The organism is Mycobacterium sp. 1164985.4 (assembly GCF_001668575.1).
Taxonomy (GTDB): domain Bacteria; phylum Actinomycetota; class Actinomycetes; order Mycobacteriales; family Mycobacteriaceae; genus Mycobacterium.
Window position 1 is genome coordinate 25,165 of sequence record NZ_LZMD01000022.1, and the last position, 14,720, is coordinate 39,884.

General features: G+C 68.9%; 13 protein-coding genes and 2 riboswitches. Of the genes, 12 read left to right on the forward strand and 1 reads right to left on the reverse strand.

The genetic code is table 11. From position 1 onward, the window contains the following. Window positions 1–114 precede the first annotated feature (114 nt). The 12 genes from secA2 (at window position 115) to A5650_RS03340 (ending at window position 12,660) form a co-directional block, all read left to right on the forward strand. The gene (gene secA2 / locus A5650_RS03285; RefSeq protein WP_067286262.1) at window positions 115–2,451 is read left to right on the forward strand and encodes an accessory Sec system translocase SecA2; all 2,337 of its coding nucleotides are present in this window, start codon (window positions 115–117) and stop codon (window positions 2,449–2,451) included. A gap of 9 nt (window positions 2,452–2,460) precedes the next feature. Next, window positions 2,461–3,087 (forward strand): CDP-alcohol phosphatidyltransferase family protein, encoded by a 627-nt coding sequence (locus A5650_RS03290; RefSeq protein WP_067286263.1) that lies wholly within the window; start codon window positions 2,461–2,463, stop codon window positions 3,085–3,087. Continuing rightward, window positions 3,084–4,001: a DUF881 domain-containing protein gene (locus A5650_RS03295; protein ID WP_067286264.1), complete on the forward strand. Its 918-nt coding sequence runs from the start codon at window positions 3,084–3,086 to the stop codon at window positions 3,999–4,001. The genes A5650_RS03290 and A5650_RS03295 overlap by 4 nt, the downstream gene beginning before the upstream one ends. 21 nt (window positions 4,002–4,022) lie before the next feature. Continuing rightward, window positions 4,023–4,355: a small basic family protein gene (locus tag A5650_RS03300; RefSeq protein WP_067286265.1), complete on the forward strand. Its 333-nt coding sequence runs from the start codon at window positions 4,023–4,025 to the stop codon at window positions 4,353–4,355. 13 nt (window positions 4,356–4,368) lie between these two features. Further along, the gene (locus A5650_RS03305) at window positions 4,369–5,208 is read left to right on the forward strand and encodes a DUF881 domain-containing protein (protein ID WP_067286266.1); all 840 of its coding nucleotides are present in this window, start codon (window positions 4,369–4,371) and stop codon (window positions 5,206–5,208) included. A gap of 20 nt (window positions 5,209–5,228) precedes the next feature. Then, window positions 5,229–5,624: a glycine cleavage system protein GcvH gene (gene gcvH, locus A5650_RS03310; protein WP_067286268.1), complete on the forward strand. Its 396-nt coding sequence runs from the start codon at window positions 5,229–5,231 to the stop codon at window positions 5,622–5,624. A 132-nt stretch (window positions 5,625–5,756) separates the two neighbouring features. Beyond that, window positions 5,757–6,236: a glycogen accumulation regulator GarA gene (gene garA / locus A5650_RS03315; protein WP_067082990.1), complete on the forward strand. Its 480-nt coding sequence runs from the start codon at window positions 5,757–5,759 to the stop codon at window positions 6,234–6,236. A 31-nt stretch (window positions 6,237–6,267) separates the two neighbouring features. Further along, window positions 6,268–7,017, forward strand: a complete 750-nt coding sequence (gene ftsR / locus A5650_RS03320; RefSeq protein WP_067286269.1) for a transcriptional regulator FtsR — start codon at window positions 6,268–6,270, stop codon at window positions 7,015–7,017. 60 nt (window positions 7,018–7,077) lie between these two features. Continuing rightward, window positions 7,078–7,572, forward strand: a complete 495-nt coding sequence (locus A5650_RS03325; RefSeq protein ID WP_059098552.1) for a bifunctional nuclease family protein — start codon at window positions 7,078–7,080, stop codon at window positions 7,570–7,572. A 231-nt stretch (window positions 7,573–7,803) separates the two neighbouring features. Beyond that, window positions 7,804–8,439 (forward strand): MerR family transcriptional regulator, encoded by a 636-nt coding sequence (locus tag A5650_RS03330; protein ID WP_067286278.1) that lies wholly within the window; start codon window positions 7,804–7,806, stop codon window positions 8,437–8,439. 120 nt (window positions 8,440–8,559) lie between these two features. Continuing rightward, a riboswitch (glycine riboswitch) is annotated at window positions 8,560–8,657 on the forward strand. Then, window positions 8,658–8,777, forward strand: a riboswitch (glycine riboswitch). It begins immediately after the preceding riboswitch. 38 nt (window positions 8,778–8,815) lie between these two features. Beyond that, a complete protein-coding gene (gene gcvP, locus A5650_RS03335; RefSeq protein ID WP_067286281.1) occupies window positions 8,816–11,662 on the forward strand; it encodes an aminomethyl-transferring glycine dehydrogenase in 2,847 nt (948 codons plus the stop codon). A 116-nt stretch (window positions 11,663–11,778) separates the two neighbouring features. Then, window positions 11,779–12,660, forward strand: a complete 882-nt coding sequence (locus A5650_RS03340; RefSeq protein ID WP_067286283.1) for an alpha/beta fold hydrolase — start codon at window positions 11,779–11,781, stop codon at window positions 12,658–12,660. Here the strand turns inward: A5650_RS03340 and A5650_RS03345 are convergent. Continuing rightward, window positions 12,641–14,689 carry a substrate-binding domain-containing protein gene (locus A5650_RS03345; RefSeq protein WP_067286285.1) on the reverse strand — a complete coding sequence of 683 codons (2,049 nt, stop codon included), beginning with the start codon at window positions 14,687–14,689 and terminating at the stop codon, window positions 12,641–12,643. The genes A5650_RS03340 and A5650_RS03345 overlap by 20 nt on opposite strands. Window positions 14,690–14,720: the final 31 nt, after the last annotated feature.

The following is a 14,720-nucleotide window of genomic DNA, read 5'->3' on the forward strand; positions in this document are numbered from 1 at the left end:
GATACCCGACGATGCGCTGCGGCTCTCGGCGCGGCAGAACTCCGGCACGCTCGCGCCACGGAGCCGTCCCGCTCCGGGAGGGGGGCACCGGGCGGCGACGCGTACCGTAGCGGTGTGGCGAAGACGAAGACCCGCACTTCAGGTCGTGTCAGCAATAGGTTCTGGCGGCTGCTCGGCGCCAGCACCGACCGGGACCAGGCGCAATCGATGGCGCAGGTGCGCAGTTCGGCGGAGTTCGACGAGAAGGCCGCGGCCCTCGACGACGAGCAGTTGCGCAAGGCCGCCAAGTTGCTGAACCTCGAGGATCTCGCCGAAGCGACCGACATCCCGCAGTTCCTGGCGATCGCCAGGGAAGCCGCCGAGCGCACAACGTCGCTGCGGCCCTTCGACGTTCAGCTCCTGGGCGCCCTGCGCATGCTCGCCGGCGACGTCGTCGAGATGGCCACAGGCGAAGGTAAGACGCTCTCGGGTGCGATCGCCGCCGCCGGATACGCGCTGGGCGGCCGCAGCGTGCACGTCATCACCATCAACGACTACCTCGCCCGCCGCGACGCCGAATGGATGGGCCCGCTGCTGGAAGCGCTGGGCCTGACTGTCGGCTGGATCACCGAGGCCTCGACGGCCGAGGAGCGCCGCGCGGCCTACAAGTGCGACGTCACCTATGCGTCGGTGAACGAGATCGGGTTCGACGTGCTGCGCGATCAGCTGGTCACCGACGTCGACGACCTCGTCTCGCCGAACCCCGACGTGGCGCTGATCGACGAGGCCGACTCTGTGTTGGTCGACGAGGCGCTGGTGCCGCTGGTGCTGGCAGGCACCAGCCACCGCGAGACCCCGAAGGTCGAGATCATCCGCATGGTCGGTGAACTCACGCCCGGCGTCGACTACGACACCGACGCCGACAGCCGCAACGTGCACCTCACCGAGACGGGCGCGCAGAAACTAGAGGCCAAGCTCGGCGGCATCGACCTGTACTCCGAAGAGCACGTCTCCAGCACGCTGACCGAGGTCAACGTCGCGCTGCACGCGCACGTGCTGCTGCAACGCGACGTGCACTACATCGTCCGCGATGACGCCGTGCACCTGATCAACGCCTCCCGCGGCCGCATCGCCCAGCTGCAGCGCTGGCCCGACGGGCTCCAGGCCGCCGTCGAGGCCAAGGAGGGCATCGAGACCACCGAGACCGGCGAGGTGCTCGACACCATCACGGTCCAGGCGCTGGTCAACCGGTACGCGACGGTGTGCGGCATGACCGGCACCGCGCTGGCGGCCGGTGAGCAGCTGCGGCAGTTCTACAAGCTCGGCGTGTCACCGATCGAACCCAACAAGCCGAACATCCGCGAGGACGAGCCCGACCGGGTGTACGTCACCGCGGCGGCCAAGAACGACGCGATCGTCGAGCACATCAAGGAGATCCACGAGACCCGCCAGCCGGTGCTCGTCGGCACCCGCGACGTCGCCGAATCCGAAGAGCTGCACGAGAAACTCGTCAAGGCGGGCGTCCCGGCGGTCGTGCTGAACGCGAAGAACGACGCCGAGGAGGCCGCGGTGATCGCCGAGGCCGGCAAGCTCGGCAGCGTCACGGTGTCCACCCAGATGGCCGGCCGCGGCACCGACATCCGGCTCGGCGGCTCCGACGTAAGCGACCACGACGCCAGAAAAGATGAGGTCGCCGAACTCGGCGGGCTGCACGTGATCGGGACTGGCCGCCACCACACCGAGCGGCTGGACAACCAGCTGCGTGGCCGCGCCGGACGCCAGGGCGATCCCGGGTCGTCGGTGTTCTTCTCCAGCTGGGAGGACGACGTCGTGGTCGCCCACCTCGACCCGAACAAGCTGCCGATGGAGACCGACGAAGACGGTCGCGTCGTCAGCCCGAAAGCGGCCAGCCTGCTCGATCACGCCCAGCGCATCGCCGAGGGCCGGATGCTCGACATCCACGCCAACAACTGGCGATACAACCAGCTGATCGCCCAGCAGCGCGCGATCATCGTCGACCGCCGAAACACGTTGTTGCGCACGGCGACCGCGCGCGAGGAGCTCGCCGAGCTGTCGCCGAAGCGCTACGAGGAGGTCGTCGAACGGCTCGGCGAGGACAAGCTCGAGAAGATCTGCCGGCTGATCATGCTCTATCACCTCGACCGCGGCTGGGCCGATCACCTGGCCTATCTGGCAGACATCCGGGAGAGCATCCACCTGCGGGCGCTGGGCAACCAGACGCCGATCGACGAGTTCCACCGGATGGCCGTCGACGCGTTCGCGTCGCTGGCCGCTGATGCCATCGAGGCGGCCCAACAGACGTTCGAGACGGCGCCGTCGATCGAGGACGAGCCCGGCGTCGACCTGTCGAAGCTGGCCCGGCCGACCTCGACGTGGACGTACATGGTGCACGACAACCCGCTGGCCGACGACTCGCTCTCGGCGCTGAGCCTTCCGGGCGTATTCCGCTAGGTTTAGCCCATGACCGAGGCGCATGGCCGGGTGCCTTCGCCGCCGGATGAGGCGGGTCAGGCCCGCGACCGGGTGCTCACGGTGCCCAACGTGCTCAGCGCGGTGCGACTGGTGCTGGTGCCGGTCTTCCTCTGGCTGCTGCTCGTGGTGCACGCCAACGGGTGGGCCGTGGCCGTGCTGATGTTCTCCGGGTTCTCCGACTGGGCCGACGGCAAGATCGCCCGGCTGGTCGACAACCAGTCGTCTCGGCTGGGGGAGTTGCTCGACCCCGCGGTCGACCGCATCTACATGATCACGATCCCGATCGCCATGGGGCTGCACGGTTCGCTGCCGTGGTGGATCGTGCTCACCCTGATCGGCCGTGACGCCGTGCTCGCCGCCACCCTGCCGCTGCTCCGCCGCCGCGGGCTGACCGCGCTGCCGGTCACCTACATCGGCAAGGCCGCCACGTTCGCGCTGATGTCGGGTCTTCCGCTGATCCTGTTGGGGCAGTGGGACGCCACCTGGAGTCGGGTGGTGCTCGCGATCGGGTGGGGCTTTCTGATCTGGGGCCTGCTGATGTACCTGTGGTCCGGCCTGCTGTACCTGATCCAGGTCGGAATGGTGGTGCGCCGGCTACCGAAGGTTCCGCGATGACGCAGAGCTTCCGCAAGACGCTCGGCGGTTACGACCCCGACGCGGGGCTTCGCGCCCACGGGACGGACCGGCCGACGAAGATCCCGGTGCCGTCGCTGCTGCGCTCCTTGTTGACCGATCACCTCGACCCGGGGTACGCGGCTGCCGCCGAGGCCAAGGCCGCCGGTCGTGAGCGACCCAGATGGCAGCAGTGGGCCTGGCAGCTGGCGGGCGCTCTGCTGCTTGTCGTCGTGTTCGCGGCCGCCGTGGCCCAGGCGCGCGCCACCGCCCCCGGCGTCCGCGAGACGCAGCACGTTCTGGCCGGCAGCGTGCGCACCGAGCAGGCCGAGACCACCGCCGCCGCGGAACGTCGCGACGCCCTTGCAGCCGAGGTCGACGACGAGCGCCGTCGGCGCCTGGAAGGCGACGCGCGCGGCCAGCAGCTGCTGAGCCGCCTCGACGAGGCGAACTTCGCCGCCGCGGCCACACCGGTCATCGGCCCGGGGCTGACGATCACCGTCACCGATCCGGGCGCGTCGGCGGCCAACCTGAGCGACGTGTCCAAACAACGGCTGCCGGGCAGCAGACAGGTGATCCTCGACCGCGACCTGCAGCTGGTCGTCAACTCGCTATGGGTCAGCGGCGCCGAGGCGCTGTCGGTGGGCGGCGTGCGGATCGGCCCCAATGTGACGGTCCGGCAGGCGGGCGGCGGGATCCTGGTCGACAATCAACCGATCAGCAGCCCATACGTCGTCCTCGCGATCGGACCGCCGCACGCGATGCAGGATGTGTTCGACCGCAGCCCCGGCCTGCAGCGCCTTCGGCTGCTGGAGGCCTCCTACGGCGTCGGGGTGAGCGTGAGCGCCGGTGAGGGCCTGCGGCTGCCCGCAGGCACCGTCCGAGAAGTCAACTTCGCCAAGCAGATTGGGCAGTGACACCACCATGGAGTCAGACACATGATCGGAATCGCCGCACTGATCGTGGGCGTCGTGCTGGGCCTGGTGTTCCACCCCGACGTGCCCGAGTTCGTCCAGCCGTACCTGCCGATCGCGGTGGTCGCCGCGCTCGACGCGGTCTTCGGTGGCCTGCGCGCGTATCTCGAGCGCATCTTCGACGCGAAGGTGTTCGTGGTGTCGTTCGTGTTCAACGTGCTGGTCGCCGCGCTGATCGTCTATGTCGGTGATCAACTCGGCGTCGGCACGCAGCTGTCGACGGCGATCATCGTCGTGCTGGGCATCCGAATCTTCGGTAACGCAGCCGCGTTGCGCCGCAGGCTGTTCGGCGCGTAGCGAGGCGTGACCTATGAGTGAGCACACACCGCAGCACTCCGATCCCGACGACCACGCCCACGGTGGCCGTCACGAACTGCCGCGCGATGAGCCGTCGCCGGAGATCGGTGAGCTGCACGCGGGCGGGGTGGCCGGGGTGCTGCGCCGGGGCCGCTCGCAGGTGGCGTTCGGGGCGCTGGCCGTGGTGCTGTGCCTGCTGCTCGGCGTGGCGATCGTGACCCAGGTCCGGCAGAACGAGTCCGGTGACTCGCTGGAGACGGCCCGGCCCGCCGACCTGCTGGTGCTGCTGGACTCGCTGCAGCAGCGGGAGGCCGCGCTCAACACCGAGGTGAGCGATCTGCAGCGCACCCTGGCCCAGCTGCAGGCGTCGGGCAGCAGCGACCAGGCGGCCATCGAGAACACTCAGGCCCGGCTGGCCGCCCTGTCCATCCTGATCGGCACCGTGCCCGCGACCGGCCCCGGCGTGACGTTGACCATCACCGACACCACGCCCGGCGTGCCGGCTGAAACACTGCTCGACGTGGTCAACGAGCTGCGCAACGCCGGCGCCGAGGCGATGGAGATCCGCGCAGGGGGACCCGACTCAGCGACCGCAGTGCGGGTCGGCGTCGACACCTGGGTCGTCGGCAACCCTGGCGCCCTGGTGATCGACAACGTCACGATGAACCCGCCGTATTCTGTTCTGGCCATTGGCGATCCGCCGACCCTGGCCGCGGCGATGACGATCCCCGGCGGCGCGATGGACAGCGTCGAACGCGTCGGCGGCACCATGACCGTGCAACAGTCCGAGCGCGTCGACGTGACCGCCTTGCGGCAACCGAAACAGCGCCAATACGCTCAGCCAGTCAAATGAGCTGACCTACGAGGAGCGCCGTGAGCGAGATCCCAGCCGACCTGCACTACACCGAGGAGCACGAGTGGGTGCTGCGCACCGGCGACGACACCGTGCGCGTCGGTATCACCGACTACGCCCAGTCGGCGCTGGGTGACGTGGTGTTCGTTCAACTGCCCGACGTCGGTACCGAGGTGACGGCCGGCGAGTCGTTCGGCGAGGTGGAGTCCACCAAGTCGGTGTCGGACCTCTACGCGCCCGTCACGGCGAAAGTCGTTGCGGTCAACGGTGATCTCGAGGGAAGTCCGCAGCTCGTGAACTCCGACCCCTACGGCGAGGGTTGGCTGATCGAGCTGCAGGCCAATGCCGCAGCGCTGGAGGAAGGCCTGGGCGGGCTCCTCGACGCCGACGGCTACCGCAGCACGGTGTCGGAATGACGGGTTGTTAGGGTTTTGCAGACCGGACGCCAACTAGGGCGGATCCGGCGGTGGTGGGCACAACGACGCTCGCCGCGCGGTACGGTCGACACCAGACGCGGTATCGCCACAGCAGCCAGTTAGGAGCAGCGGGTGACGGAAAACGACCAGAACTCTGGGACCGACCAGACGTCTGACGAAGTCACCGTGGAAACGACATCCGTCTTCCGCGCCGACTTCCTGAACGAACTGGACGCCCCGGCCACGGCGGGAACCGAGGGCGCCGTTTCGGGCGTCGAAGGTCTGCCCGCCGGATCGGCGCTGCTGGTCGTCAAGCGCGGGCCGAACGCCGGTTCCCGGTTCCTGCTCGACCAGCCCACCACGTCGGCCGGTCGGCATCCCGACAGCGACATCTTCCTCGACGACGTGACGGTGAGCCGCAGGCACGCCGAGTTCCGCCTCGAAGGCGGCGAGTTCCAGGTGGTCGACGTCGGCAGCCTGAACGGCACCTACGTCAACCGCGAACCGGTGGACTCCGCGGTGCTCGCCAACGGCGACGAGGTGCAGATCGGGAAGTTCCGCCTGGTGTTCCTCACCGGGCCCAAGAACGACGACAGCGGTCAGGCCGGCTAATGCTCGACCAGCGCATGCGCGAAGAGTAGCCATGGGCGCACCCGACACTCCCGCGCTCACTGGGATGTCGATCGGAGCGGTCCTCGATCTGCTGCGACCGGACTTCCCGGACGTGACCATCTCCAAGATTCGCTTCCTGGAGGCCGAAGGCCTGGTCACCCCTGAGCGCACCGCGTCGGGTTATCGGCGGTTCACCGCCTACGACTGCGCGCGCCTGCGGTTCATCCTCACCGCGCAGCGCGACCAGTACCTGCCGTTGAAGGTGATCAAGGCGCAGCTCGACGCGCAGCCCGACGGTGAGCTGCCTTCGCACGGATCCGCGTACGGCGTACCGCGTTTGGTGCCGGTCTCCCCAGACGGCACTGACGGCGACGACAACGCCGCGGGTGCGGCGGCGGTGGCCCCGACGCAGGTGCGGCTTTCGCGGGAGGACCTGCTGGCGCGCTCCGGCGTCGACGAGGAACTGCTCAGCGCGCTCGTGAAATCGGGGATCATCACCACCGGCCCGGGTGGTTTCTTCGACGAGCACTCCGTGGTGATCGCGCAGTGCGCCCGCGCGTTGGCCGACTACGGTGTCGAGCCGCGGCATCTACGGGCGTTCCGGTCGGCGGCCGACCGCCAGTCCGACCTGATCGCGCAGATCGCCGGGCCGATCGTCAAGGGCAACAAGGCCGGCGCGCGCGACAGGGCCGACGACCTGGCACGCGAGGTGGCAGCCCTGGCGATCACCTTGCACACATCGCTGATCAAGTCGGCTGTGCGCGACGTACTGGATCGCTGAGGATTAGACTCGAAGCGATGGCTATCAGGCTCGCTTCTTCGGCGCGGAGGGCAGACACAGATGGGTGAGGTTCGTGTGGTCGGCATTCGCGTTGAGCAGCCGCAGAACCAGCCGGTCCTGCTGCTGAGGGAGTCGAACGGCGACCGATATCTGCCCATCTGGATCGGGCAGTCCGAGGCCGCTGCGATCGCGCTCGAACAGCAGGGTGTCGAGCCCGCACGGCCGCTGACGCACGATCTGATCCGAGATGTCATTGCCGCGCTTGGCCATTCGCTCAAAGAGGTGCGGATCGTCGACCTGCAGGAGGGCACCTTCTACGCCGACCTGATCTTCGACCGCGACATCAAGGTGTCGGCGCGCCCGTCGGATTCGGTGGCGATCGCGCTGCGGGTCGGGGTGCCGATCTACGTCGAGGAAGCAGTGCTGGCCGAGGCCGGCCTGATCATTCCGGACGAGAACGACGACGAAGCCGCGGGTGCGGTGCGCGAGGACGAGGTCGAGAAGTTCAAGGAGTTCCTCGACAGCGTCTCACCCGACGACTTCAAGGCGACCTAGCCCGACCTGGGCCGGCACCGTGACTGTTTATCACGGAAACGTCTCGTCACTTCGACACGCGGTGCGGGGTTTTCCCCATCGGCGAGATGGGCAGCCATACTTCGATAGCTGGACCACTGATGGGCAGTCCACGGACGGCGAGAAGCGTATGCTCGACACACTCGGGCTTGGCAAATGTGCGCCCCACGCGAGGTCACAGACGCGGGTTCGATCGGCGAGAGGAATCGACAAGTGGGAGACACGCCACGTCAGGAGCAGCTGGACCTCACTGCTGCTAGCGGCCCCGCGGATTCGGAACCGACCACCGCCTCGGTGACGACCGAAGAGCCCGTGCAGGCGGGGCTGTTCCCCGACAACTCGGTGCCCGACGAGCTCGTCGGCTACCGCGGACCGAGCGCCTGCCAGATCGCCGGCATCACCTACCGCCAGCTCGACTACTGGGCGCGGACCTCGCTGGTCGTACCGTCCATTCGCAGCGCGGCCGGCTCCGGCAGCCAGCGGCTGTATTCGTTCAAGGACATCCTGGTCCTCAAGATCGTCAAGCGGCTCCTCGACACCGGCATCTCGCTGCACAACATCCGCGTCGCCGTCGACCACCTGCGCCAGCGCGGGGTTCGCGATCTGGCCAACATCACGCTGTTCTCCGACGGCACGACGGTCTACGAGTGCACATCGGCCGAAGAGGTCGTCGACCTGCTGCAGGGCGGTCAGGGCGTGTTCGGCATCGCGGTGTCGGGCGCCATGCGGGAGTTGACCGGTGCGATCGCCGATTTCCCCGGCGAACGCGCCGACGGCGGCGAATCGATCGCCGCACCCGAGGACGAACTGGCGTCGCGGCGCAAGCACCGCGACCGCAAGATCGGCTAGCGCCCCCGGGGCCTCACTACTTCGCGAGCAGTCGCAAAACTGCCTCTTTTCGGCGGGAAACGGGCATGTTCGCGTCTGCTCGCGGCCTGACAGGACCCACCGGTAAACTGGCCAACGCATCGCACTTGTGCGGGAGAGTTTCGTGACGGCCAGTCACGGACGCCGAAGGAGCAATACCTCTCCGTCAACCTCTCAGGCACCCGGACCGCACGAGACCCCGATGCCTCTGGAAAGCGGTGAGCAGCGCTCACCCGCCCATGGGGAAAGGCGAATCTCGCACCGTCGCGATCGCCGAATCTCTCAGGCGCCCGCACCGGGTCGACGACAGAGGGGGAGGACCAGCGGTCTCTGCCTGTACGCGTCTGGAGCAGCCCGAGTGTTCGATCACCACCAGCCCAACTTCGCCGACCGTCACATCGGACCCGATGCCGACGCCGTCGGCATCATGCTGAAGACCATCGGCGCCTCCTCACTCGACGAGCTCGCCGAGAAGGCGCTGCCTGCCAACATCCTCGACGCGCTCTCGGTCGACGGCCTGGCCCCGGGCCTGGACCGGCTGCCCGCTGCCGCCACCGAGGAGGAGGCGCTCGCCGAATTGCGCGCGCTGGCCGACCAGAACACCGTCGCGGTGTCGATGATCGGCCAGGGCTACTTCGACACGCTCACCCCACCGGTGTTGCGCCGCAACATCCTTGAGAACCCCGCCTGGTACACCGCGTACACCCCGTACCAGCCGGAGATCAGCCAGGGCCGCCTCGAGGCGCTGCTCAACTTCCAGACCATGGTGACCGACCTGACAGCCCTCGAGGTCGCCAATGCGTCGATGCTCGACGAGGGCACGGCGGCCGCCGAGGCGATGACGTTGATGCATCGCGCCGTGCGCGGATCGTCGAACCGCCTCGCCGTGGACGCCGACCTGTACCCCCAGACCGCCGCCGTGCTGGCCACCCGCGCCGAGCCGCTCGGCATCGAGATCGTCACCGCCGACCTGACCCAGGGGTTGCCCGAGGGCGGGTTCTTCGGCGTCGTCACGCAGCTGCCGGGCGCCAGCGGCGCCGTCGTCGACTGGAGCGACCTGGTCGCCCAGGCCCACGACCGCGGCGCACTGGTCGCGATCGGCGCCGACCTGCTGGCGTTGACGCTGCTCACCCCGCCCGGCGAGATCGGCGCCGACGTCGCCTTCGGCAGCACCCAAAGGTTCGGTGTGCCAATGGGATTCGGCGGACCCCACGCGGGGTACCTGGCCGTGCACGCCAAGCACGCGCGTCAGCTGCCGGGCCGCCTGGTCGGGGTATCGCTCGACGCCGACGGCGCGCCGGCGTACCGGCTGGCGTTGCAGACGCGCGAACAGCACATCCGCCGCGACAAGGCGACAAGCAACATCTGCACCGCACAGGTTCTGCTGGCGGTGATGGCCGCGATGTACGCCAGCTACCACGGCGCCGACGGCTTGACCGGGATTGCGCACCGGGTGCACGAGCGCGCTCGGGCGCTGGCTGCCGGACTCTCGGCGGCCGGGGTGCAGATCGTGCACCGCTCGTTCTTCGACACGGTGCTGGCCGAGGTGCCGGGCCGGGCGACGGCGGTGCGCGACGCGGCCAAGGCGCGCGGAATCAACGTGTGGCTGGTCGACGACGACCACGTCTCTGTCGCCTGTGACGAGGCGACCACCGATGCGCACGTCGAGGCGGTGCTGTCGGCGTTCTCGGCGGCGCCGGTCGACGCGGAATTCGACGGGCCCCGCATCGCGACGCGCGCATCGGAGTTCCTGACCCATCCCGCGTTCACCCGGTACCGCACCGAGACCGAGATGATGCGCTACCTGCGGTCGCTGGCCGACAAGGATATCGCCTTGGACCGCAGCATGATTCCGCTCGGCTCGTGCACGATGAAGCTCAACGCGGCCGCCGAGATGGAGCCGATCACCTGGCCGGAGTTCGGCCGTCAGCATCCGTTCGCCCCGGCCTCAGACACCCCGGGCCTGCGCAAGCTGATCGCGGATCTGGAGCAGTGGCTGATCGGCATCACCGGATACGACGCGGTGTCGCTGCAGCCCAACGCTGGTTCGCAGGGCGAGTACGCCGGTCTGCTCGCGATCCAGGCGTACCACGCCGAGAACGGCGAGCCCGACCGCAACGTCTGCCTGATCCCGTCCAGCGCGCACGGCACCAACGCGGCGTCGGCGGCGCTGGCAGGTATGCGGGTCGTGGTGGTGGCGTGCCGCGCGAACGGCGACGTCGACCTCGACGATCTGCGCGCGAAGGTGAGCGAGCACGCGGATCACCTCTCCGCGTTGATGGTCACGTACCCGTCCACCCACGGGGTGTACGAGCACGACATCGCCGACATCTGCGCGGCCGTGCACGACGCCGGCGGTCAGGTGTACGTCGACGGCGCCAACCTCAACGCTCTCGTCGGCCTGGCCCGTCCCGGCCGCTTCGGCGGCGACGTCAGCCACCTCAACCTGCACAAGACGTTCTGCATCCCGCACGGCGGCGGGGGACCGGGCGTGGGTCCGGTCGCCGTCCGCGCCCACCTTGCGCCGTATCTGCCCGGACATCCGCTGGCCGACGAGCTTCCCGAGAAGCACACCGTCTCGGCGGCGCCGTACGGGTCGGCGTCGATCCTGCCGATCAGCTGGGCCTACATCCGGATGATGGGCGCGAACGGCCTGCGCGCCGCGTCGCTGACCGCCATCGCGTCGGCCAACTACATCGCCCGCCGCCTCGACGAGTACTACCCGGTGCTCTACACCGGCGAGAACGGCATGGTCGCCCACGAGTGCATCCTCGATCTGCGCACCATCACCAAGCAGACCGGCGTCACCGTCGACGATGTGGCGAAGCGGTTGGCGGACTACGGTTTCCACGCACCGACCATGAGTTTCCCGGTGGCGGGCACGCTGATGGTCGAGCCGACCGAGAGCGAAAGCCTCGCCGAGGTCGATGCCTTCTGCGAGGCTATGATCGCGATCCGCGCGGAGATCGACAAGGTCGGCGACGGCACCTGGTCCGTCGACGACAATCCGCTGCGCGGGGCACCCCACACTGCGGAGTCCCTCCTCGTCGACGACTGGAACCACCCCTACACCCGCGAGCAGGCCGCCTATCCGCTGGGCAAGAACTACCGACCGAAGGTGTGGCCTCCGGTGCGCCGCATCGACGGCGCGTACGGCGACCGCAACCTGGTGTGCTCCTGCCCGCCGGTGGAGGCGTTCGCCTGACGCCCGCCGGCCATACCGCCTGAAGCCCGCCGGCCATACCGCCGGGTGTGGCTTGACACACGCTTCGATGCCGAAATGTGCGCCGGTAACCCACGTTCGGCGGATAGGGTGCTGGCGTGCTACCACCGACGGTCGCGGAGTGGCGGGACGGCGGTCGCCTGCTGAGCACGGCGGCGGGGAAGGTGTTCGTCCGCAGCGCGCCCGGCGACGGCCCGACGATCCTGCTGCTGCACGGTTATCCGTCGAGTTCCTACGACTATCGACGCGTCGTGCCGCATCTGGAGGGCAGGGCCTGGGTAACGCTGGACTTCCTGGGCTTCGGGTTGTCGGACAAACCACGCCCGCACCGGTACAGCCTGTTCGAGCAAGCCGACATCGTGCAGTCCGTGGTGGCCGAGACGACGACGGGTCCGGTAGTAATGGTGGCCCACGACATGGGCACGTCGGTGGCTACCGAACTACTGGCGCGCGACATCGACGGCAAGCTGCCCTTCGACCTGCACGCGACGGTCTTGACCAACGGCAGCGTCATCCTGGACCGGGCCAGCCTGCGGCCGGCGCAGAAGATTCTGCGCGGTCCGCTCGGGCCGGTGTTCTCCCGGCTGACCAACGAACGCGGCTTCGCCCGTGGGTTCGGCAGGCTGTTCAGCGGCGCGCACCCGCTGACCCGCGACGAGGCCGAGGCGCAGTGGGCGCTGCTGGCCCACAACGACGGGAACCGGATCGCCCACCTGCTGATCTCCTACCTCAACGAGCGTGTCGAGTTCGCGCCGCGATGGCATGGCGCCGTGCGTGATTGGGGCAAGCCGCTGAGCTTCTTGTGGGCGCTAGACGATCCGGTTGCGACCAGCAATGTGCTCGACGGTCTGCGTGAACTGCGGCCCCACGCCGACGTCATCGAGTTGCCGAGGGTCGGTCACTATCCACAGGTCGAGGTGCCCGACGTGTTCAGCCGGGCCGCGCTGAGCCTACTCGCCGCTAGCCAAGGAAGTTCGTGATCGCCGACGTCAGCTCGGGGGAGTCGGAGCTGTCCAGGTTCTGGTAGCTGCCGCCGCTGATCTCGGCGACGGCCTCCCAGGTCGCGCGGTCGGAGTCCGAGCCGAAGTCGATGACGTTCACGGCCACAGGTTTGGCCTCGTCGAACGCGCCGCGAATGTACTGCTGCAGCCCGTCCCCGTTGAGGGTCTGGTCAGTGTGCGGCCCGGTCGTGATCACCAGGACCGAGTTCTTCTGTCCTTGCCGGTAATTCGCGATCGCTTCGGTGTAGACCAGCCGCAGCGTCGTGAACGACACCGCGCCGCCGGCCGAGGCGGACTGTCCGTTCAGCGTCGAGGTCAACGCCGCCGACCGCGGCTGCCCGTTCACCTGATCGCTGAGCGGTCCGGTGCTCACCTCCGAACGGCCCGACGTGCCGTCGAACGTCCACAGCCCCACCGCCGCCGATGCCGGCAACGCCTGCAGACGGGCGTTGAGCGCGGAGACGACGTTCTCCAGCCGGGGTCGTCCGCCGTCGTCGGTGGGCATCGACTGGTCGAGCACGATCGTCACCGCCGGATTGGCCGCCGGGGCTGTCAGGGCGTTGGCCAGCAGCGCGCGTGTCTCGTTGTCGCCCACCGACAGCGGCGCCGGCACCGGCCCGAAGTCGACGACGTCGCTGTCCGGCGGCGTCGTACCCTGGGCGCGGAACCCGGCCTTGGCCAGTTCGGCGAGCTGTTCGGGTTTGCGCATGAACCGGGCGAATTCGCTTGCGGCACTCTTCTGTTCCTGTGTCAGCCCGTCCGCCGACAGGAGCACTGTCGGATAGTCGGCGACCGCCGCGGGCCCGGGCGGCAGCCACGCGGACACCACCTTGGCGGCGTCCTGCAGATCCGCGCTGCGCTGGAACAGTTGCTGTTCGGTGATGGCGACGGCGTGCACCGGCGCTGCCGCCGGATCGGCGGCCTTGACCAGCGCGTCCATCGCGGTCGAGGTCTTCTTGTCCGCGAGCTTCGGCTGCCCCGCCATCAGGGTGTTCACCGCGCGTGTGCCGTCGCTCGCCGGTGCACCGGCCGGCGCCGACGCGGCGGCAATCGCCTCCGCGGCGAGATACGACGCGTCGCTGTCGCCGGTCAACGGCAGCGCCAGCCGCAGCGAGCCCCAGCCCGGGAGGTTCAGCCCGTCCAGCGACGTCGGGTTGCTTTGCAGGTTCGGCAGCGTCGACCAGTTCTGCTGCGCCAAGGCACTTTTGAGCTGCGGTCGGACGGCCAGCACGACGGGGGAGGTGACCAGCGATCGGCTGTCGATGATCGTTTGCGCACCCGAGGAGGCCTCGAGCCGGGCGGCCGACACCGAGCTGCCCGGAATCCACAGCGCGGGGCGGTCGCCCAGTTCCTTCGGCCACGGCCCGATGAAGCCGTTGACCACCTGATCGGATTCGGCGGGCTTGACGCCGATCTTCACGCATTTGTCGGCCACTGGGGCCGCGGTCTCGTTGTACCGGTTGGCCAGCGACTGGATCGGTTCGGCGATGTTCGGGTCGGCCACCACCGCGACGGACAGTTCACCGGCCACACAGCGCGCGGCGGCCTGATCAGTGCGATCGGACAGGGCGTCACCGAAAAAGCGCCACAGGATCACCGCGCCGACGAGGACGACGACCGCCACCAGGGCCGCGATGACGCCGACGCTGACGCCGCGCCTGCCCGCGGTGACCGCGCGGTGGCTGCCGGTCCATTCGCCGCCCTCCCACTCGCCGCTGTGCCGGCGCATCGGGCGAGACGGAGGGGCCGATCCGGCGTCGTCCTCGAAGTCGGGTGTGTGATCCGGCGCGTCGGTGTAGTCCGGGCCATCCGAGTAGGCGGGGTCGTCTACGTCGTCGTAATCGGAGCCGTCCTCGTAGTCGGAGCCGTAACCGGCGTCGTACCCTGCGTCCCCGCGGTCTGGCTCATCACGGAGGTAGCCGAAACGCTCGGTCTGCGACTCGTCGTGCCGCTCGCCGAAGTCCCCGCCTGGCGAATCCTCGGGATCCGGTTTGCTGTGCCTGCCCACTTCCGCCCTTACTGACGCCGACCGGTCACCG